This is a genomic window from Hymenobacter sp. HDW8, from assembly GCF_011305775.1.
GTDB classification, from domain to species: Bacteria; Bacteroidota; Bacteroidia; order Cytophagales; family Hymenobacteraceae; genus Hymenobacter; species Hymenobacter radiodurans.
Genome location: NZ_CP049907.1, coordinates 4,477,045 through 4,498,749, shown reverse-complemented (window position 1 = coordinate 4,498,749; position 21,705 = coordinate 4,477,045). Strand labels below are relative to the sequence as shown.

Genomic DNA, 21,705 nt, shown 5'->3' with positions numbered 1-21,705 from the left:
ACGCCCCGGCAGTGGTACTTGCTCAACCGTTTCGCTACTCCCTGCTTAACCTTCCACCTAGGGTTATCGCCCATTTAAACCCCCTTTTTCTCCCGCTATGAAATCTTTTTCCCGCAACTCTTTGCTAGGCGGAAACCTGGCCGGCGTACTTCTTCTGGTAGCCTGCAACCAGCAACCCTCTAGCACTGAAAACGCCAACTCCGGCGCCGCCGCTGACTCCACCCAAACAGCCTCCACCGCTATGACCCCAACCGCTACTTCCTTCGGTAAGACGACCGATGGGACGGAAGTCCAACTCTACACCCTTACCAACTCGCACGGTCTGCAAGCCAAAATCACCAATTATGGCGGTACGCTGACCAGCTTATTGGTGCCGGACAAAAGTGGCAAGCTTGGCGATATCGTGTTGGGCTTCGACAACGTGAGCGGCTACCAGAGCCCGGAATATGTGAAATCAGGTCCTTATTTCGGCGCACTGATCGGGCGGTATGGCAACCGTATCAAGGGGGGCAAATTTACCTTGGATGGCAAGGAGTATAAGTTGGCCACAAACAATGGCGCCAACCACCTGCACGGCGGCGTGAAAGGCTTCGATAAAGTAGTGTGGCAAGCCAAGCCCGGCAGCTCGGCCGACGGCCAAAACCTGACGCTGACTTACACCAGCAAAGACGGCGAAGAAGGCTACCCCGGCAACCTGAATGTGCAGGTAGTGTACACGCTCACCAACGATGACGCGCTCCGCATCGACTACACGGCCACCACCGATAAGGCCACACCCGTCAACCTCACCAACCATAGCTACTTCAACCTCAACCATGGCACGGCCAAGGACATCCTGAGCCATCAGGTAACCCTTGATGCGGACCGCTACACCGTGGTAGATGCCGGACTGATTCCGACGGGCGAACTGCGCCCCGTGACGGGTACTCCTTTCGACTTTACGACTCCTCACGCCGTCGGTGAGCGGATTGGGCAGGTAGAAGGCGGCTACGACCACAACTGGGTGCTGAAGGGCACTGGCAGCGGCATGCATCAGGCGGCGATGGTGTACGAGCCAACTTCAGGCCGCACCATGACTATCACCACCGACCAGCCCGGCGTGCAGTTTTATACCGGCAACTTTCTGGATGGCACCCTCACGGGCAAAGGCGGCACCAAATACGTGAAAAATGGCGGTTTCTGCCTGGAGACCCAGCATTTTCCCGATTCGCCCAATCAGCCTAAGTTCCCCAATACCATCCTGAAGCCGGGCGAAACCATGCGCACGTCTACGGTGCATCAGTTTGGGGTGCGCAAGTAATTCGGCCTGCAACTTTACCTGGAAACTGATTTATTTATCTCTATCGTGCAAAATTCTCAATCCGTTGATTCGGGAGCAGATGCCTACGTTATCGGAGTCGACTATGGCACCGATTCCGTGCGCGCTTTGCTGGTGAATGCCCGTACTGGGGCCGAAGTGGCTCAGGCAGTGCATTATTACGCCCGCTGGAAAAAGCTGCTCTACTGCAAGCCCGCCCGCAACCAGTTCCGTCAGCACCCGCTGGATTACATCGAAGGGCTGGAAACCACTATCCGGCAGGTAGCTCAACAGGTGCCTGCTGAGCAAATTGTGGGCATAGCCGTAGATACCACCGGCTCAACGCCCTGCGCCGTGGATGAGCACGGCACCGCCCTTGCCATGACGCCTGGCTTTGAGGAAAACCCCAACGCCATGTTTGTGCTCTGGAAAGACCACACAGCCTTGGCCGAGGCCGCCGAAATCAACCACAAAGCCCGTACCTGGGGCGGCGAGGATTATACCAAGTACGAAGGCGGTATCTACTCGTCGGAGTGGTTTTGGGCGAAGATCATGCACGTGGTGCGCGAGGACGAGGCCGTAGCTCAAGCCGCCTATTCCTGGATGGAGCACTGCGACTGGGTGACGCTACAGCTCACGGGGGGCAATTTGCATGACTTCAAGCGCAGCCGCTGCGCTGCTGGCCACAAAGCGTTGTGGCACGAGAGCTGGGGCGGGTTGCCGCTGGAGCAGTTTATCGTTCACTTAGAGCCCAAGCTAACGTTGCTGCGCGGGCATCTTTACCAGGATACGTTTACCGCCGATCAACCCGCCGGCAACTTGTCCGCCGAGTGGGCTGAGCGCCTGGGCCTGACCACCAATACGGTAGTTGCCGTGGGCTCATTCGACGCCCACGCCGGCGCTGTAGCTGGCGAGATTGAGGCCTACTCCATGGTAAAGGTGATGGGCACTTCTACCTGCGACATCGTGGTAGCGCCCAGCGCTGAGGTAGGCGACAAGCTGGTACAAGGCATTTGCGGCCAGGTAGATGGCTCCGTAATTCCGGGTATGTTGGGTCTGGAAGCGGGCCAATCGGCCTTTGGTGATCTGCTGGCCTGGTTCCGCCAGATTATCGAGTGGCCACTACTCACGCTCCTGCCGCAATCGAAGGTGCTGACGCCTGAGCAGCAGGAGGCCCTGCGCGAAGAAATGAGCGACCGGCTGCTAATTGAGCTAACCAAAGCTGCCGCTGAAGTTGACCCCGAAGAATCGTCTGTATTGGCTTTGGATTGGGTGAATGGACGGCGCACTCCCGATGCTAACCAAGCCCTAAAAGGTGCCATTATGGGCCTGACCATGGGCACCAGCGCTCCTCAGATATTCCGGGCGCTAGTTGAGGCCATATGCTACGGCTCCAAGCAAATCGTGGAGCGTTTTGAGCAGGAAGGTATTCCAATTAAGCAGGTTATCGGTATCGGCGGGGTGGCGAAAAAGTCGCAGTTCGTGATGCAAACTTTGGCCGACGTACTCGACCGGCCTATCAAGATTGCTACCTCCGAGCAGGCGCCAGCCCTAGGCTCGGCGATGTACGCGGCCGTGGCCGCCGGTGTGCACCCTGATGTGCTGACCGCGCAGCGGGTTATGGGCAGCGGCTTTGCCGAAACCTACGAACCGAATCCGGCGCGCGTGGCCGACTATCAGCGCCGCTACGCCGAGTACAAAACTTTCGGTCAATTTGTGGAATCCGTAACGCTGGGGGGCAAAGATGACGCACCCGAGCCCACCGAATCCCGAGACGCCGAACATATCATCCCCGCTAACGCATGAGCCAGTATCAGGATCTAAAACAGGCCTGCTACGAGGCCAACATGCAGCTCCCCAAGCTCGGGCTGGTGCTGTTCACCTTCGGCAACGCCAGCGTCGTGGATAGGGAGCAGGGCGTATTCGCCATCAAGCCCAGCGGTGTACCCTACGACACCTTGCGGCCTGAGGACATCGTAATTATGAGTCTGGGGGGCAAAGTGGTGGAAGGCACCAAGCGTCCCTCGTCGGATACCAAGACGCACGCGGTGCTTTTCAACCATTGGGACCACATTGGCGGTATTGTGCACACGCATTCTACCTACGCTACCTCTTGGGCGCAGGCCCAACTGGATATTCCCATTCTGGGCACTACCCATGCCGACCACCTGACCGCTGACATTCCCTGCGCCCCGCCCATGGCCGACGCCATGATTGCCGGCGACTACGAGCACCAAACCGGCTGGCAGATCCTCAATGAGTTTCAGCGCCGTGGCCTCTCCCCTACTGAGGTGGAAATGGTGCTGCTCAGCAACCACGCGCCTTTTACCTGGGGCAAAACCGTGGAGAAAGCCGTGTACAACAGCGCCGTTCTGGAAGAAGTAGCTCGCATGGCCTACCTCAGTTGCACGCTTCGCCCCGACGTGCCACGCCTGAAAGACGCGCTGATTCAGAAACACTACGACCGCAAACACGGCGTGAATTCTTACTACGGACAGTCATAGCAATTGCCTGCTATTCACCCTAAAAGAACGTCATGCAGAGCGCAGCGAAGCATCTCGCGTGCTGACGCAGGATTAGTAACCCTACTAAACACGCGAGATGCTTCGGCTCCGCCTCTGCATGACAAAATCTCTAAGTATACTCTCTCCCATCATGATTGACATTTCCCACTACGAAGCGTGGTTTATTACGGGTAGCCAGCACCTCTACGGCCCCGAAACGCTGGAGCAAGTCGCGCAGCATTCTCAGCAGATTGCGGCGGCCCTAAACACGGAGCTACCGATCAAAATCGTTTATAAGCCGGTTTTGACGGGTCCCAATGAGATTTATCAGCTCATGCAGGAAGCCAACACCACCAAAAATTGCATGGGGTTGATTGCCTGGATGCACACTTTCTCGCCGGCCAAAATGTGGATCAACGGCCTGAAGATTCTGCAGAAGCCACTGGCTCACCTGCACACCCAGTTCAACCGCGACATCCCGTGGGCCGATATTGATATGGACTTCATGAACACCAACCAATCGGCGCACGGCGACCGGGAGTTTGGGTTTATTGGCACCCGCATGCGCTTGAATCGCAAAGTGGTAGTGGGCCATTGGCAGGATCCAGCCGTGCACCAGAGCCTGAACGTGTGGGCACGCGTGGCTTGCGCCTGGGCTGACTGGCAGGGGGCAAAATTCATCCGTTTCGGCGACAACATGCGCTACGTAGCCGTAACTGAGGGCGACAAAGTAGAAGCCGAAATCAAGTTTGGCTACTCCGTGAATACGTACGGCATCGGTGACTTGGTGGCAGTTATCAACGCCGTGAGCGATGCCCAAATTGATAAGTTGCTTGCAACCTATGAGCAAGAATACGAGTTGGCCGAAACGCTGAAAAACGGCGGCAGTCAGCGCGAGTCGCTGCGCGAGGCGGCCCGCATTGAGGCCGGCATGCGCAAGTTTTTGCAGGATAACGGCGCGAAAGGCTTCACCGACACCTTCGAAGATTTGCATGGCATGGCGCAGCTGCCGGGCATCGCTACCCAGCGTCTGATGGCGGAGGGCTACGGCTTCGGCGGCGAGGGCGACTGGAAAACGGCCGCGTTGGTGCGGGCGATGAAAGTGATGGGCGCCGGCCTACCGGGGGGCAATTCTTTCATGGAAGACTACACCTATCACTTCGCCCCCAACAACAATCAAGTGCTAGGCTCCCACATGCTCGAAATTTGCCCTACTATTTCTGCGGGTAAAGTGCGCTGCGAAGTACACCCTCTCGGCATTGGCGGCAAAGCTGACCCAGTGCGCCTCGTATTCAATTGCCCCGCCGGTCCGGCGCTCAATGCGACCATCGTAGACATGGGCAATCGTTTCCGGCTGCTGGTGAATGAAGTGGAAGCTGTAGAGCCCGAGCAAGACCTGCCCAAGCTGCCCGTAGCTCGCGTGCTTTGGAAAGTAAAACCAAGCTTAACAGTTGGTGCGGCGGCCTGGATTCTGGCCGGCGGTGCTCACCACACGGGTTACAGCCAAAATTTGACGGCTGAATATTTAGAGGATTTTGCCGAGATGGCCGGTATCGAATACGTTTTGATAGATGACGATACCAAGTTGCGCACATTTAAAAATGAGTTGCGCTACAACGAAGTAGCTTATGGCGGCCGATAATTTCGCTACTTTCCCAAATCCTTACTATTCGTCAGCCAAAAGCCCTACAACTTTCAAATGAATCAGCTCGCAACGATTGACTACATCGTTTTCATTATCTACTTCATCATTGTTGCCGGCTATGGCATCTGGATTTATCGCCGTAAGAACACACACGATGGAACGGTTGACGGCGATTCCAAAGACTACTTCCTCGCGGAGGGCTCTCTGACGTGGTGGGCTATCGGCTCTTCCCTTATCGCATCCAACATCTCGGCCGAGCAGTTTGTAGGCATGTCGGGCTCCGGTTTTAAGATGGGTCTGGCCATTGCCACCTACGAGTGGATGGCGTCTATCACGCTGATTATTGTGGCGGTGTTTTTCATTCCGGTATACCTGAAAAACAACATTGCCACCATGCCGCAGTTCCTGAGTCAGCGCTATAACAGCACGGTGGCCATGATTATGGCCGTGTTCTGGCTCATGCTGTATGTGGTTGTTAACCTAACTTCTATTCTTTACCTGGGGGCAATTGCTATCAGCAGTATCTCAGGTTTCGACCTTACGCTCTGCATGTACCTGCTGGCCATATTCGCTATTTTCATCACCTTGGGTGGTATGAAAGTAATCGGCTACACCGACGTGATTCAGGTGTTCTTCCTGATTCTGGGTGGTTTAGCGACTACGTATCTGGCCTTGAATCTGGTGGCAGAGCACTATGGTAGTACAGGTGTACTGAAGGGCTTCTCGCTGATGACGAGCCAGGCCAACGACCACTTCCACATGATTTTTAAGCGCGACAACCCTAACTACCTCGATTTGCCCGGCCTAACGGTGCTGCTCGGCGGTATGTGGATTGTAAACCTGAACTACTGGGGTTGCAACCAGTACATCACCCAGCGCGCCCTCGGTGCCGATCTGCCCACTGCTCGCGCTGGTTTGCTATTCGCTGCCTTCCTGAAGATGTTGATGCCCGTAATTGTGGTGTTGCCAGGTATTGCGGCGTACGTCCTGTTTAAGGCCGATGTATTCGGTGCTGAGATGATGCAGGACGGCGAGCTTAACCCCGACCGGGCCTATCCGGTACTGCTCAACATTCTGCCCGTGGGCCTGAAAGGCTTGTCTTTTGCCGCACTTACGGCGGCGGTGGTAGCCTCGCTGGCCGGCAAAGCCAACAGTATTGCCACCATCTTTACTCTCGACGTATACAAGAAAGTGTTCAATGAGGGTGCCTCCGAGAAGCAACTGGTACGCGTGGGCAAAATCTCGGTAGTAGTAGCCATGATTTTGGGCGTACTCATTGCTCCCTTCCTCGGTATCGATAAAAAAGGCGGCTTCCAGTACATCCAAGAATACACGGGCTTCGTGTCGCCGGGTATTTTCGCCATGTTTATCCTAGGCTTCTTCTGGAAGAAAACGACCTCCACGGCAGCTCTATTTGCTACTATCGGCGGCTTCCTGCTCTCGGTTCTGCTTAAGTTCTTGCCAAACATGATGGACCTGTCGTTCCTGGCTCCTATCGGCTTTGCCGTACCAAGCGCCACGGGCGTCTACGAGATTCCCTTCCTCGACCGCATGGGCATTGTGTTCATTGTCTGTGTACTGATGATGATAATTATCAGCCTGATTGAGAACAGCATGGGCGTGAAAACCAATGGGCTGGAAATTGACCGGACTATGTTCAAGACCAACCGCAGCTTTGCCATTGGCTCTATCGTGGTCTTTGTTCTAATTACCACGCTCTACACGGTTTATTGGTAATCAAAAAAGCCCCCAGTTATTCTCTGGGGGGCTTTTTTAAATGATCTGAGATAATGAATTCACAAGGCTACTTCCCACCTAAAAACGTACTTATGGAAACTCATTTTATTTCCCATAAAGCACAATCGATTGTGTTAAGCTTAAGTATATCTGGCGCGCTGATTAGCAACTCAGTACAAGCCCAGACGACCAACGCGCCCAGTACCATTACAGTGCAGGTAAACAAGCCCGGCGCCCCAGTTGCTAAGACTATGTACGGCTTGTTTTTCGAGGATATCAACTTCGGCGCCGATGGTGGTCTTTATCCAGAACTCGTTAAGAATAAGTCGTTTGAAACCGATGACCGCCTAATCGGCTGGAAAGGTATCAAAGGCGCCTCGGCCCTCTCCACCTATACGGTTTCCAGCCAGCAGCCCATCAGCGAGAAAAACAGCCACTTCCTCCACCTGACCGCTACCACCGCCAGCCCCGACGCGGGCTTCGTAAACGAGGGTTTTCGGGGAATGGGCGTGAAGGAAGGTGCCGAGTACACATTTTCGGTGTATGCCCGCCGTGGCCCCGGCAACATTGGGGGGCTAAATGTGACGATTGAAGAGCCTGCGCGTGCTCAGGGCGGAGGTCCCGAAGCGCCTGCCTCGGGTAAAGTCTTGGCCCAAACCAAAATCACTGGCCTCACGAACGAGTGGAAAAAGTACAGTGTCGTACTGAAGCCGTCAGCTACGGCAGCCAGAGCGCGCCTTAAGCTGACCGTAGATGGCACGGGCACGCTTGATCTGGACGTGGTATCGTTGTTCCCAAAGGATACCTGGATGAAGCGTGAGAATGGCATGCGCGCCGACCTAGTGCAGCTGCTAAAAGATATGAACCCCGGCTTTCTGCGCTTTCCCGGCGGCTGCATTGTAGAGGGCGTTACGCTTGACAACCGGTACCAGTGGAAGGAAACTATTGGTGATGTAGCATCCCGCTCGCCCATTATCAACCGCTGGAATACCGAGTTTAAGCACCGCTTCACACCCGATTATTATCAGTCGTTTGGGCTGGGTTTCTTCGAGTATTTCCAACTCTCCGAAGATTTGGGTGCTGAACCGCTGCCCATTTTGAACGTCGGAATGGCTTGCCAGTTCAACTCCGCTGAATTGGCCCCTATTACCGCCGCCGGTGGCCCCAGCGCCCCGGCCCACGACCACGCCGACGATGAGCCGACCCTCGACACCTTCATCCAGGATGCGCTGGACCTGATTGAGTTTGCCAACGGCCCCGCTACCAGCACTTGGGGGGCAAAACGGGTGGCAATGGGTCATCCGGCCCCTTTCAATCTGAAGTACATCGGGATTGGGAACGAGCAGTGGGGGCCGCAGTATTTGGAGCGCTACGAGCCGTTTGCCAAAGCCGTGAAGGCGAAGTACCCGAATATGAGCATCGTGAGCAGCGCGGGTCCTTCGCCGGGCGGTGAGCTATTTGATAAGGCCAGCGCAAAGTTGCGGGAGCTGAAGGCCGAGCTGATTGACGAGCACTACTACGCGAAGCCCGAGTGGTTTCGCGAGAACGTAGGCCGCTACGATAACTATCCCCGCACCGGTCCGAAAATCTTCGCAGGCGAGTACGCCGCGCAAAGCGTAGCCATCGGCAGCCCCGATAACAAGAACAACTGGGATTGTGCCATCTCGGAAGCCGCTTTTATGACCGGTCTGGAGCGCAACGCCGACGTGGTGACGATGGCCTCCTATGCTCCTTTATTTGCCCACGTAGATGCCTGGCAGTGGACGCCGGACCTTATCTGGTTTGACAACCTGAAAGCATACGGCACGCCTAACTACTACGTGCAGAAGCTGTTCGCTACCAATCCCGGCACCACCATGCTGCCCGTGCAGCTCGGCAACAACGCCAAAAACGGCCAGGATAACCTCTTCGCCAGCGCCGTAGCCGATGATAAAGTCGGTGAGGTAGTGGTGAAACTGGTGAATTACTCGCCCCAGCCCCGCACTGTAACCCTGAACTTAGCCGGCGCGAAGAAACTTGGTAAGTCGGGCAAAGCTATTGTGTTAGCCAGCAACGATTTGAATGCAGTAAACAGCATTGAGCAGCCCATGAACATTGCTCCAAAAGAGGAGAAATTCACGGTGAAATCTTCAACTATCAGCTACACCTTGGCGCCCAATTCCTTCACAGTTTTACGCGTTCCTGGTAAACGCTAAGCGTTCTATTAATCGGAAGTTGATAGGTGGGGAAAAGGAAGCAACAGGTTCTTTTTCCCCACCTATTTTTTTGCCCCTGCCGCATACTCAAGCCCTATTTAATGAAACACTTAGCTAAGCTGCTGCTTCCTGCTTTGGCCGTGGGACTATCTGTTCAAGCGCAAAAAACACCCCCCAAGCCAGCTTTTTATCAGTGGGCGCTTACGCCGCCCATGGGCTGGAATAGCTGGGACTGCTACGGCCCTACCGTGACGGAAGCCGAGGTAAAAGCTAACGCCGATTATATGGCTAAGTACCTTAAAGCTAGCGGCTGGGAATATATAGTGGTGGATATTCGCTGGTACGTGGGCAACGATACAGCCCATGGCTACAACGAGAAGAATCCAGACTGGAACATTGACCAGTATGGACGTTTCGTGCCGGCCGTCAATCGGTTTCCTTCGGCGGCGAATGGGCAAGGATTTAAGCCGCTGGCTGACTACATGCACGGTAAGGGGCTGAAATTCGGGATTCACATTATGCGCGGCGTACCCGTGGTGGCCGTCAACCGGAAGCTGCCCATTCTGGGGAGCAAGGCAACGGCAGCTGATATCTACTCAAAGGAAGGTCAGGCGGGGTGGCTGCGCGATATGTATACTGTAGTGGCCGGACGGCCGGGCGCGCAAGAGTATTACAACTCGCTGTTTAAGATGTACGCCGATTGGGGCGTTGATTTCGTGAAAGTCGATGACCTTTCTTCGCCCTACCACGCGCCGGAAGTTGAGATGATTCGCAAGGCCATCGACCTGACGGGTCGGCCGATTGTGCTGAGCACGTCGCCGGGCGAAACGCCCATTGCGCAAGCCAAGCACGTGCAGCAGCACGCCAATATGTGGCGCACCGTGGGCGACTTCTGGGATAGTTGGGAGCAGCTGAAGGAGCACTTTGAAGTCTGTAACCGCTGGGCGCCCTACAGCATGCCGGGCGCCTGGCCCGATGCTGATATGTTACCGCTGGGCCGCATTGGAATTCGGGCGGAGCGGGGCGATGACCGTATGTCGCGCTTCATCAAGGACGAGCAATACACGCTCATGTCGCTGTGGTCTATCTTCCGTTCGCCGCTGATGTTTGGGGGCGATTTACCCAGTAACGATGCTTTTACCCTGTCGTTGCTGACGAATAAGGAAGTGTTATCCATGCACAGCACCAGCACAAATAACCGGCAGCTTTTCCGCCAAAACGACCTTATCGCTTGGGTAGCCGACGACCCCAAAACCGGCGACAAATACCTGGCGCTGTTCAATGCCCAAGATCAGGAGCTTGCAACAGAGAAAGAAGCGGCTTGGTCGAGCGGCCTTATTACGCGTCAAACGCCGGGGCATAGCCAACCCATAGATATCGACATTCGGGGGGCAAAAAAGTTGTACCTAAATGTGCGCAACGGCGGTGATGACATTGCCTGGGATCACGCCGATTGGCTGGCTCCTACCCTATCCGACGGCAAAAAAAGCGTTGCACTGAGTAGTTTACCTTGGAAGCAAGCCTCCGCTGGCTGGGGCCAGGTGACGGCCAACAAAAGCGTGTCGGGCGCTGACTTGCTGGTGGGGGGCAAAAAATACACCGACGGCATCGGCACCCATTCTAACTCCATGATTGAGTACGATTTGCCCCCCGGCTTCACTCGCTTCACCGCCACCGTCGGGCTGGACAACGCGGGCGCTTCGCAGAATACGGGCGGCACGGTGCAGTTTCTGGTGTTTACCAAGAACCCATTTAAGCCGGTGCCTCCCGACTCAGCGCAGGTGGAAGTAGCCTTGCAACAACTGGGTTTCAACTCCGCTTGTATCGTTCGCAATATGTGGACGGGCAAAGAAATAGACACGTTCACCGGCACATTTGCCCCCCACATCCGGCGTCACGGTGCTGGGTTGTATCGAGTTTCTGCCAAGCAGAAATCAAAGTAGGATTAACGTCCGTTCAATCAACAGAAAGGGGCCGACTGCATGCAGTCGGCCCCTTTCTGTAGTCAATACAGCTCGATTATTTAACTGGCTTCACTCCTTCAGTCGTCATCACCACACGTTTAATCGTGCCGTCCTTATTGTAGTAAAGGTTATCGATGCAGACGGAACGGCGGAAGCTGCCTCCATCCGTTTGAAGAGCGCCGTTGTGGTAGATAAAGTACGATTGGCCTTTGAAATCGATGATGGCTTGGTGGTTGGTGTTGGAATTGCCCGCTATTTCATTCAAAATGCCTTTGTACTCCCACGGCCCTTCTATCTTCTTACTCATGGCATACACGATTTTCTCCGGGAAGCCCGACGCGTACGATAAGTAGTACCAGTCGCCGCGCTTATGAATCCAGGGGGCTTCGGTGAATTTAGGCACGTCTATGGTTTGGATGGGACCATCCAGCTCCGTCATATTGGGCTTTAGCTTAGCGTAGTAGCAAGCCGTATTTCCCCAAAATAAGTATGCCTGACCTTTTTCGTCGATCCAGACGGTAGGGTCAATATCGTCCCAACTAATCGTGGCTTTAGTGGTCATATCATTGGTAATCAAGGCTGAGCCGCGCGCATCTTTGAACGGTCCCAGCGGATTATCGGCCACGGCCACCCCGATGGCTTTTCCTGGGATGGTACTATGCTCGACGGCCACGTACCAGTAAAATTTGCCGTTGCGCTCCACCACCTGCGAGGCCCAAGAGTCGCCTTTGGCCCAGGCAAAATCTTTGGCAGCCAGCGGCACCGGATGCTCCGTCCAGTTCACCATATCCGGCGACGAAAAGCAGAGCCACTCGTTCATCACGTAGCGCTCCTGCTTGGGGGGCGCCTCGTCGTGGCCAGCGTAGATGTACACTTTATCCTTGTAAACCAGTGCGGCCGGGTCGGCGGTATACTTGTTCTTGATGATAGGATTGCCCCCCGGCGGGTTGAGCTCAGGCTTCACAATCGATTGTGCAGAAGCAGAAAAAAAAGCAGCTAACCCAAGGCAAGCTGCCGCAACTGTTAGGTTTATTCTCATCTAGATGGGGTTAAGAAGACTATGACTAACGCGTAAAGGCCAATGGCCTGCCCATTAGGTGAGCAGACCATTGGTTGTATTACCTACGCTTCTTGTACGCTGAGCGACGCGGTAGCCAGCGCTGCCAACATGGTTTTTATTCCTTGTTCAGCATCGGGGCCCAAATGCACGCGCAAAGTGCGCCGATCGTTTTGCTGCAACGCTTCTAAGTCGCCCTGAGCTTGGGCATTCTTGAACGTGCCAAACGTGTACGAGCGGCCCGGCAACGGCAAATCCTGCGGATGATCGACGGTGAATTGCACAAACAGGCCCGTGTTGGGTCCACCCTTGTGATACTGCCCCGTAGAGTGCAGAAAACGCGGCCCATACCCCGATGTAGTAGCGATGTGCAGTTGCTCCTGCACCTGAGCCCGCAGTTGCTGCAAGCTCTCATTCATCGCCGGCGATTCCGTGAGGTATGCCTGCACGTTCAGAAAGTCGCCGGACTTGGCCTGCGCGAAGAAGTTTTGGAGCACTTCAGCGGCGTCATTGCCACTTACGGCGGTATAGTACGCTACGCCATTTTCAGTCACTTTTGGCGCCTCTTTCTGCGGAATCTGCCCGTCCTGCTCTACCACTTTCATCAAACGATCAGTGGCAGTTTTGGCAGCCTGCACGTTGGGCTGGTCAAAGGGATTGATGCCAAACACGGCGCTGGCTACGGCCGTTGCTACTTCCCAACGGTAGAATTCAGCGCCCAGATCCAGCGCGTCTTTCATCAGAATTGTGATAACCGGATGACCGTCTTGCGCTAACTGTTGCAGCTTGGTCTGGTTGGCTTCATCAGCTTCGTTCTCATAGCCCACGTACACAAACACGCGGTCATGGCCGTACAGGCTTGGCTCACCGAGCGGCTCACCGGCTACAGGCAGAATGCCCTTGCCTTCTTTGCCGGTGCTTTCCGCTAATAGTTGCTCCAGCCACAAGCCTAGGTCGCTCAATGACTTAGGAACAACTAGCGTGAGCTTGTCGCGGCCTTGCTCGGCGAGCACGCCTAGAGCCGTACCCAGTTCTAAGCCCGGATTTTGCCCCCCAGCGCCGTAAGCGCCGCAAGCCCGCATCATCCCGATGGCCCGCGCCAGCAGTTCGCCAATACTTATGCCGTGCAGTGCAGCGGGCACCAGACCAAAGTAAGTTAAGGCCGAAAAACGCCCCCCAACCTCCGGGAAGTTGAGGAAAATACGCCGGTATCCCTGCTCCGTGGCCGAGGTCACGAACTTGGAGCCGGGGTCAGTAATAGCTACGAAGTTTTCGCCCGCCTTATCGCCTTTGATTTGCTTAACGCGGTCATAGAAATAGTCGCCAAACGCCAGCGGCTCAGCCGTCGTGCCCGATTTGCTGGCTACGATAAACAGCGTGTCAGCCAGCGGAACGGATTCTTCGATCTGCTTAACTGTGCCAGGATCCGTAGTATCCAACACCGAAATGGGCAAGCCATTTTCCCCCATCGGAAATGACTCTTTGAACACGATAGGTGCCATCGTGCTGCCACCCATGCCCATCACAACTACATGCTTAAAGCCGGCAGCCTTCACCTCGTGCACAAACTGCTCGATCTCGGGCACCGCCTTTACCATTGTTTCGGCTACGCGCAACCAGCCCATAAAACTGCGAACGCTCTGCTGGGCCTCCGCATCTTGGGTCCAAAGGGTGGCATCTTTTTGCCAGAAGCCTTCTGTAAAGTTTTTGGCGTTGAACTCCTGAGTTTTAGCGTCGATAGCCGCTTGGAAATCGCCTAGCTGCATTGTGGCCGGAGCCACCGTGATGCCCAGCGCTTTCTGCCGTTTCTTCTCCAACGATTCCATCAGCTTGCCAAAGGGTTCGTTGAATTTCTTGGCGCCATCCACCTCTAGGTGATTGGTCAACTCCTCCAGATTTAGCCCCAGCTCCGGTAAGCGCCGAAGTACTTCCTGAGCTTTCTCCAGGCCTTCTTCCAGATGGTCGGCGGGCTGGCCTTTCTCGCGGAAAATATCCAGCGTTTCCACCGGCACTGTGTTCACCGTGCGCGGCCCAATGAGGTTGGTGATGTACTTTAGGTCGTCGTACTTCGGGTTTTTATTGCCGGTGCTGGCCCACAACAAACGCTGCGTATTGGCGCCTTTGGCTTGTAAAGCCTCCCACCGAGGACCCACAAATATCTCCTTGTAGATTTGGTAGGCCTGCTTGGCACTGGCCAACGCCACTTCGCCTACCATCGACTGCGCCAACTCGCCTTTCTCGCCGCCTTCAGCCGCAATCTTTTCCAGCATTGGGTCAATCAGCACATCAATACGGCTGAGGAAGAAGCTAGCTACGGAGGCAATTTTATCGATGGGCTGGCCGGCCTTTACGCGGTCTTCTAAGCCTGATAAGTAGGCTTCAGCTACCAGCTTGTAGCGTTCCAAACCAAAAATCAACGTCACATTCACATTAATGCCCTCGGCAATAAGCCGACGAATGGCGGGTAGCCCCTCCAGGGTTGCTGGTACTTTGATCATCACATTAGGGCGGTCAACGGCTTTCCAGAAGCGTATGCCCTCCTCGATAGTACCTTCCGTATCGTTCACTAAGGCCGGTGATACTTCTAAGCTCACGTAGCCGTCGCCAGAATTATCGTGGCTGTCGTACACGGGCCGAAACAGGTCGCAGGCGTGCTGCACGTCGGCAATGGCCAGTTCGGTGTAGATCTCATCTGCCGATTTATTCTGCAAAGCCAAGCTCTCAATAGCCGCGTCGTAGTCGTCGCTGCCCCCGATGGCCTTCTCAAAAATGGCCGGATTAGACGTGACGCCGCGCAGGGCTTCGTCGGTAATGCGACGCTGTAACTCCCCGTTGATGAGAATTTTACGCCGAATGAAGTCGAGCCAGATGCTTTGGTCAAACTGGCGGATGGCTACTAATGGGTTCATGCGAAAGATGGTTTTAAAGCTTAGGTGTCAGTCTTTCTGAGCGGCTGAAGATAAATGCCCCCCAGCATACATTCTGTCTACGTATTAATTCAGCAAAACGAACTATTAAAAACGGGTTCGTAGAAACGAGGTAAAATTTGCTCCGTGCCCCTCGTTATGAGACGGACAACAACCTTTCTTCATCATGTTGTCTGGTCGGACAAATTCAAGGTAAGAATCGGATAAATCAACTATTGACACCGATTCGACAATATTATTTCACAATCGTTTGTGCAAAGTAGGCAAAATAGCGCTTTTTGTTCACCACTTACTTCTGCTCCGGTACTGGCCAGCCATCCTTATCCCAGACTAGCTTTTCCATCCGCAACTTAGCCCGCCCCTTGTCGGCCGCGTCATATCCGTGAAAAACCAGATAATCTTGGTTATCAAAGGTGTATACGGAATTATGACCGACGCCGTACCAGTCCTTGTCGCCCTCCATCACCAGCGTGCCGCCACCCTGTTCTAATCCCACGCCGGCTTTATCGGTGTAAGGGCCAGTAATTTCCTTGGCACGGCCAACCACCATTTTGTACGTGCTTTGCGGCCCACGGCAGCAGAAGTCAAACGACGTAAATAGGTAATAGTAGGGTCCTTTCTTGAAGATAAAGGGTGCTTCAATGGCCGCGTCGCCGGGCATGGAGTCGGTGAGTTGAGCATTGCGGGGCCGGCTGGCAATGGTGCGCCATTGCTCGGGTTGGGCCGGAACTGTCAGATCGTCGCGAAGCTTTACCAGCTTAATTCCATTCCAGAACGAGCCGAAGCTAAGCCAGGGCGTACCGGCCGCATCACGCGCCAGATTGGGGTCAATGGCATTCCACATATCCCGGCCCGGCACCGACTGAATAACTTTGCCTTTGTCCACCCATTTGTAATCAGGCGACGCTGGATTCAAGGTTTTATTCGTCGCTAAGCCAATGCAAGAAGTGTTTTTCCCAAAGGCTGAGATCGAATAATAGAGGTAATACTGCCCATTCTGAAAAGAAATATCTGGGGCCCAAATGTGGTTATTCTTAAACCCCGGCACGGCTTTTACAGCCCAGCTTGGAGCCTCACTGAACACGGGCTTCTCACGCTGCCATTGTTGCCTATCTTTCGATGACCATATTGCAATGCCTGGCCCCGTGCAGAACATATAATACGTGCCATCTTGCCGAATCATCACTGGATCGTGGGCCGGAATCAGGTCTTTGCTTGCCTGCGCCTGCGCCCACTGAGCGACTAGCAGCAGAAGGCTCAGGTATACAAGTTTTTTCATAGGAGCATCTGATTTACATTAACGATTGTGTAATCTATGCTTAAATAAGTAAAATTGTGCAGATTCATTGTGACTCTTTGTTGACAGAGGAAGCAACTGAACGAGCTAGGGCGGGCACTACCCCACGGAGTATCACGAATATGAATTATGAACCCACGCAAACCCAAGAAGGAGGAAGTGCCTGACAGCCCAGTTTCAATGGCCGATTTAGCCAAGGAGCTAGGCGTTTCCATGACCACTGTTTCTCGTGCCCTCAGTGACCACTACAGCATTGGGCCGGCCACTAAGCAGAAGGTATTGAAGCTGGCCAAAAAGCTTAACTACCAGCCCAATCAGATGGCGGCGGCGTTGCGCAAGGGCAAGAGCAAGCTTATTGGCGTCATTGTGCCTTACATTGAAGGGCGCTTTTTTCCCTCGGTGGTACATGGCATCGAAACGGCGGCCCGCAAGGCAGGCTTTAGCGTAATCTTTTGCCAGTCGAACGAGGATGTAGCCAACGAGCGCAAGAACATCGAAACCTTGCTTAACGCGCAAGTAGCGGGCATTTTGGTTTCGTTATCCCGTAATACGCGCGATTTCAAGCACTTCGAAAAGGTGCGAAAACGAGGTATTCCCTTGGTATTTTTTGACCGCATTCTGGAAGGCGACAACGTAAACGCCGTGGTGCTCAACGACAGGGAAGGTGCCTTTCAAACTACTAAGCACCTACTGGAGCAGGGCTGCCGCCGAGTGGCGCACTTTGCGGGGCCCCAACACCTGAATATTTACAAAAATCGTCGTCAGGGATACGTCGATGCGCTACGCAGCTTTGACTTGCCGCTGGATGAGGATATGATTATCTATTCCGACATGACCCTGGAGCAGGGCACGGAAGGCATGAAGCAGCTGCTGGCGTTGCCGAACCCACCGGATGGCGTTTTTGCCGCCGGCGACTCCGCTATTCTGGGGGCGCTTCAGCTACTCAAAAGCCGGGGCATTCGCGTGCCCGAGGATATTGCGCTGGCGGGCTTCAGCAACGAAGGCTTCACGGCCATCACCGAGCCCATGCTGACTTCCGTCGATCAACGCTGCGAAGAGATGGGGCAGGCCACGGTGCGCTTATTTATGGAATTGGTGGAAGCCAAAGGCACGCCCTTTTATCAGCGCCAGGTGGTGTTGCAGCCGCAATTATTTATTCGGGAGTCGTCGCTGCATTCGGGGAAGCGGTAGGCAGTAAATTTGCCCCTAGACTTCTTTGTTTAGCCGACACCTAGCTTACGCGACCATTATCTAAAGCAGAGCAACGTGAGAGAATATCTGCTTTTTGTTGATACGGAGACTTCCGGCATCCCGCAGGATTGGAATAAGCCGTATTCGAGTCGTGACAACTGGCCCCATATTGCTCAGCTAGCGTGGGTGGTGTACACGCGCGACGGGCAGGAAGTGAAGGCCGAGAATCATTACATCCTGTCCAGCGACTACGACATGAGTCCGGCTTCCGCCACCATTCATGGCATTACGCCGGAATTTTTGCGGGAGCATGGCAAGCCGCGGCACGAGGTAATGCGTCGTTTATACGACGATCTCCTTCAGTATCAGCCGCTAGTGGTGGCGCATTTTATGCAGCTCGATTATCATATGATGGGCGTGGGCTTTTATCGCGCCGGGCTAGATAATCCGGTGAGTGAGCTGCCCACGTTTTGCACCATGCTTACTTCGGCCCGCTTTCTCCAGTATTCGACTCAGCCAAAACGCGGGCTGCGGCTAAATGAGCTGCACCAAAGGCTTTTTGGGGAGCCAATGGCGCGCGAGCACGATGCTCTAACCGATGCGTACGCCACCGCCCGCTGCTTTTTTGCCCTGTGGCAGCGTGGCGACATTGATGAACAGATTATTATGGCCCAACGCCCCCTTGGTGAACCCGGGAAAACCGTTTCGCGGCGGTGGCGCCCATCTCTGACGCATTTTATCGTAGTTCTGGCCCTCGCTGCCCTAGTGGCTCTGCTCCTTCTCTTCTGACATGAACGACCGCCTAGAATTTCTCAAAACGGCAACGCCTTTCAACCGCCTTCCCATCGATGTGCTGGAGGAAGTAGCGGAGTTGCTACAGGAAGTAATACACCCGAAGGAAGCCGTTATTTACCTGCAGGATGTGTCGAAGCTACGCGGAATCGACCTTATTGTGGAGGGTGAATACGAGACGTTTTTCTACGACAGCCAACAGAACAAACGTCTGATCGAAATTAGCCCCCCGGGCTCCTGCTACGGCGGTGTATCGGTGTTGCTGAACAAAAAACGGTCGTTGCGCACCGTCATAGCCCGCAAAGGCACGCGCGTGTACTTTCTGCATCGGCGCGACTTTAGGGCTCTGTGCCAGGCGTACGAAGACTTCTTTCAATACTTCACGCACCGGTATGGGCAGCAAATGCTCAACCCCGAGTATGCCCACTTTTTGCGGCCCGATCATAAGGCTGGGGGGCAAAATTACATTGCCTCCGACCAGCTGTATTCGCGCCGCCTCGAAACCGTGGAGCTGCGCGATGTTATAGCCTGCCCCGGCAGCACGCCCATTCATGAAGTGGCCCGCCGCATGGCCGCCGCGCGCACCAGCTGCTACTTCATTACCAACGACGAACCCAACGCTTCCATCATAGGCTATGTGACCGATATAACCCTGCGCGACAAGGTCGTAGCTGGCTTGCTCGACGCGAATCAGCCGGTGGCCACAATCATGGATGCACCCGTGGTGGACATTGACAGTCAAGCGTTTGTGTATGAGGCTGTGCTGCGGATGTTCAGGACTAAAACCCGGTATTTGCTGGTGAAAAAGGCCGACGAATACATCGGGTTTATCAGCCGCAACAAGCTACTCAGCGACCAAGCACAATCCCCGTTTGTATTCATTCAGGCCGTCAAGCAAACGCTGTCGGTACGGGAGTTGAAGCGGCGTTGGGAGCAGGTGCCCAACATGGTGTATCAACTGCTGGACCGCGGCGTGAAGCCCGAAATCGTCAACCAAATTATTTCCAGCGTTTCTGACACGATTGCGCTCAAAGTCATCGAGGGAGTGATTCAGGAGCAAGGGCCGCCGCCCGCCAAGTTTGCGTTTATTGTGCTGGGCAGCGAGGGCCGCAAAGAGCAAACCTTGCTCACCGATCAGGATAACGCCATCATTTACGAAGACAAAGCCAACGAGCAGCGCGAAGCGGTACGCGCATACTTCTTGGAGTTTGCGCGCATTGTTTCGGAGCGGCTCAACAACATCGGTTTCTCCTTTTGCGAAGGCGGCCTGATGGCCATGAACCCGAAATGGACGCATTCACTGTCGCATTGGAAGCGCAACTACACGGCCTGGATGACGGAGGCGAACCAGGAAACGGTAATGAAGTTTTCCAGCTTTTTCGACTGTCGCTACCTCTACGGCGAGGAAAGCTTGGTAACGGAGCTGCAAGATCATCTGCGCGCCGAGCTGCAAGGCCGCCTCGACCGCTTCCTGTATTACATGGCCAATAACGCTCTGCAATACGAGCCACCGCTCACGTTTTTCCGCAACATCCGCACCTTCACGCAAGGCTCGCAGCAGGTTTTCGACTTAAAAAAAACCATGACGCCCATTGTTGATCTGGTGCGCGTGTACGCTCTGCGCCAGCAGATTTTCACCACCAATACCGGTGAGCGTATGGCCTTGCTCAATGAGCAAAACGTGTTTACCGACAAAGAATACCAAGAGCTTTTACACGCCTATTATTACCTGATGGGCATTCGCCTCAAGAAGCAGGCCCAGCAAATCATCAACGACCGCACCCCTCCTACTAACTACCTCGACCCGCGCACACTCACCCAAGTAGAGCAGGTTACGCTAAAGGAAACCTTCAAAGTGATATCCGATTTCCAGGTTAAAATCCGGGTGAGCTTCACAAAGACGTTATAACTATACAGAGCCAAAAAAGCCCCCAGAAACATTTCTGAGGGGCTTTTTTAGTGAAATTTATCAAAGCTACTGAACTAGGGACGACGGTTCACGGCGTTCAAGTCTTCGAATGCCTGCTTCAGGCGCGCCACGAAAGTTTCTTCACCTTTGCGGAGCCACACACGTGGGTCGTAATACTTTTTGTTGGGCGAATCGGCGCCGTCAGGGTTACCGATTTGGCCTTGTAGGTAGCCTTCGTTCTTCTGGTAGTAGTCTTTGATGCCTTCCCACAATGCCCACTGCAAATCAGTGTCAATGTTCATCTTGATGGCACCGTAGCTAATTGCTTCGCGGATTTCTTCTTGGCTAGAACCCGAGCCGCCGTGGAACACAAAGTCGATGGGCAGTGCCTCCGTGATGCTGTGCTTACTGCGCAGAAACTCTTGCGAGTTGTGCAGGATTTTCGGCTGCAACTTCACGTTGCCGGGCTTGTACACGCCGTGCACGTTGCCAAAGGCCGCCGCGATGGTAAAGCGGGGGCTGATGGCGCTCAGCTGCTCATAGGCGTAGGCAACCTCTTCAGGCTGAGTATACAACTTTGAGCTATCGACGTCGGAGTTGTCGACGCCGTCTTCCTCGCCACCAGTTACGCCAAGCTCAATTTCCAGGGTCATCCCGATCTTGCTCATGCGCTCCAGATAGCGCTTGCAGATTTCGATGTTCTCCTCAATCGGCTCCTCCGACAAATCGAGCATGTGGGAGCTGTACAGCGGCTGGCTATATTGGGCGAAATGCTTCTCGCCGGCTGCCAGCAAACCATCAATCCAGGGCAGCAATTTCTTGGCGGCGTGGTCGGTGTGCAGAACAACGGGCACATCGTACAGCTCAGCCATCAGGTGCACGTGCTGAGCGCCCGAAATGGCCCCTGCGATGCTAGCGCGCTGGTCACCATTCGGAATTGACTTACCAGCAAAAAACTGCGCGCCACCGTTTGAGAACTGAATCATAACCGGCGAATTCACAGCCTTGGCTGCTTCCAATACGGCGTTCACCGTGTTGGTGCCCGTCACGTTCACGGCCGGCATAGCGTAGGCATTGGCCTTCGCATGACGGAAAAGGGCCTGAATTTCGTCGCCGTGAAGTACGCCGGCTCGCAGTGTGGTTAGTTGTTCAGTCATCATAAGAAATGGTGTAAGAGCAAAAAGTATAGG

General features: G+C 54.5%; 14 protein-coding genes. 10 read left to right on the top strand and 4 right to left on the bottom strand.

Going from position 1 to position 21,705, the window contains the following annotated elements; all coding sequences use genetic code 11:
• The first annotated feature begins 97 nt into the window (after window positions 1-97).
• The 7 genes from G7064_RS19155 to G7064_RS19125 all read left to right on the top strand — a co-directional run bounded on the left by G7064_RS19155 (window position 98) and on the right by G7064_RS19125 (window position 11,321).
• Window positions 98-1,300 carry an aldose epimerase family protein gene (locus G7064_RS19155; protein WP_166074854.1) on the top strand — a complete coding sequence of 401 codons (1,203 nt, stop codon included), beginning with the start codon at window positions 98-100 and terminating at the stop codon, window positions 1,298-1,300.
• A 45-nt stretch (window positions 1,301-1,345) separates the two neighbouring features.
• Window positions 1,346-3,103, top strand: coding sequence for a ribulokinase (locus tag G7064_RS19150; protein WP_166074853.1), 1,758 nt, complete (start codon window positions 1,346-1,348; stop codon window positions 3,101-3,103).
• The gene (locus G7064_RS19145) at window positions 3,100-3,801 is read left to right on the top strand and encodes an L-ribulose-5-phosphate 4-epimerase (RefSeq protein WP_166074852.1); all 702 of its coding nucleotides are present in this window, start codon (window positions 3,100-3,102) and stop codon (window positions 3,799-3,801) included. Before G7064_RS19150 ends, G7064_RS19145 begins: the two co-directional genes overlap by 4 nt.
• A gap of 151 nt (window positions 3,802-3,952) precedes the next feature.
• A complete protein-coding gene (gene araA, locus G7064_RS19140; protein WP_166074851.1) occupies window positions 3,953-5,443 on the top strand; it encodes an L-arabinose isomerase in 1,491 nt (496 codons plus the stop codon).
• Window positions 5,444-5,500: 57 nt separating this feature from the next.
• Window positions 5,501-7,183 (top strand): sodium/sugar symporter, encoded by a 1,683-nt coding sequence (locus G7064_RS19135; protein ID WP_133273361.1) that lies wholly within the window; start codon window positions 5,501-5,503, stop codon window positions 7,181-7,183.
• A 92-nt stretch (window positions 7,184-7,275) separates the two neighbouring features.
• Window positions 7,276-9,378, top strand: coding sequence for an alpha-L-arabinofuranosidase C-terminal domain-containing protein (locus tag G7064_RS19130; protein ID WP_166074850.1), 2,103 nt, complete (start codon window positions 7,276-7,278; stop codon window positions 9,376-9,378).
• A gap of 101 nt (window positions 9,379-9,479) precedes the next feature.
• Window positions 9,480-11,321 carry an NPCBM/NEW2 domain-containing protein gene (locus G7064_RS19125; RefSeq protein WP_166074849.1) on the top strand — a complete coding sequence of 614 codons (1,842 nt, stop codon included), beginning with the start codon at window positions 9,480-9,482 and terminating at the stop codon, window positions 11,319-11,321.
• Window positions 11,322-11,397: 76 nt separating this feature from the next.
• Here the strand turns inward: G7064_RS19125 and G7064_RS19120 are convergent, their stop codons facing one another.
• The 3 genes from G7064_RS19120 to G7064_RS19110 form a co-directional block, all read right to left on the bottom strand.
• Window positions 11,398-12,306 (bottom strand): glycoside hydrolase family 43 protein, encoded by a 909-nt coding sequence (locus tag G7064_RS19120; RefSeq protein WP_240935603.1) that lies wholly within the window; start codon window positions 12,304-12,306, stop codon window positions 11,398-11,400.
• Window positions 12,307-12,464: 158 nt separating this feature from the next.
• Window positions 12,465-15,308 carry a bifunctional transaldolase/phosoglucose isomerase gene (locus G7064_RS19115; protein WP_166074847.1) on the bottom strand — a complete coding sequence of 948 codons (2,844 nt, stop codon included), beginning with the start codon at window positions 15,306-15,308 and terminating at the stop codon, window positions 12,465-12,467.
• Window positions 15,309-15,615: 307 nt separating this feature from the next.
• The gene (locus G7064_RS19110; protein WP_166074846.1) at window positions 15,616-16,605 is read right to left on the bottom strand and encodes an arabinan endo-1,5-alpha-L-arabinosidase; all 990 of its coding nucleotides are present in this window, start codon (window positions 16,603-16,605) and stop codon (window positions 15,616-15,618) included.
• A gap of 147 nt (window positions 16,606-16,752) precedes the next feature.
• On the opposite strand from G7064_RS19110, the gene G7064_RS19105 reads away from it, so the two are divergent.
• The 3 genes from G7064_RS19105 to G7064_RS19095 all read left to right on the top strand — a co-directional run bounded on the left by G7064_RS19105 (window position 16,753) and on the right by G7064_RS19095 (window position 20,515).
• Window positions 16,753-17,814, top strand: a complete 1,062-nt coding sequence (locus G7064_RS19105; protein WP_166074845.1) for a LacI family DNA-binding transcriptional regulator — start codon at window positions 16,753-16,755, stop codon at window positions 17,812-17,814.
• Window positions 17,815-17,889: 75 nt separating this feature from the next.
• On the top strand, window positions 17,890-18,603 hold the full coding sequence (locus G7064_RS19100) for a 3'-5' exonuclease (RefSeq protein WP_166074844.1): 714 nt from the start codon (window positions 17,890-17,892) through the stop codon (window positions 18,601-18,603).
• Window position 18,604: 1 nt separating this feature from the next.
• Window positions 18,605-20,515: a DUF294 nucleotidyltransferase-like domain-containing protein gene (locus G7064_RS19095; protein WP_166074843.1), complete on the top strand. Its 1,911-nt coding sequence runs from the start codon at window positions 18,605-18,607 to the stop codon at window positions 20,513-20,515.
• A 74-nt stretch (window positions 20,516-20,589) separates the two neighbouring features.
• Here the strand turns inward: G7064_RS19095 and fbaA are convergent, their stop codons facing one another.
• A complete protein-coding gene (gene fbaA, locus G7064_RS19090; protein ID WP_166075215.1) occupies window positions 20,590-21,672 on the bottom strand; it encodes a class II fructose-bisphosphate aldolase in 1,083 nt (360 codons plus the stop codon).
• Between the last annotated feature and the right edge of the window lie 33 nt (window positions 21,673-21,705).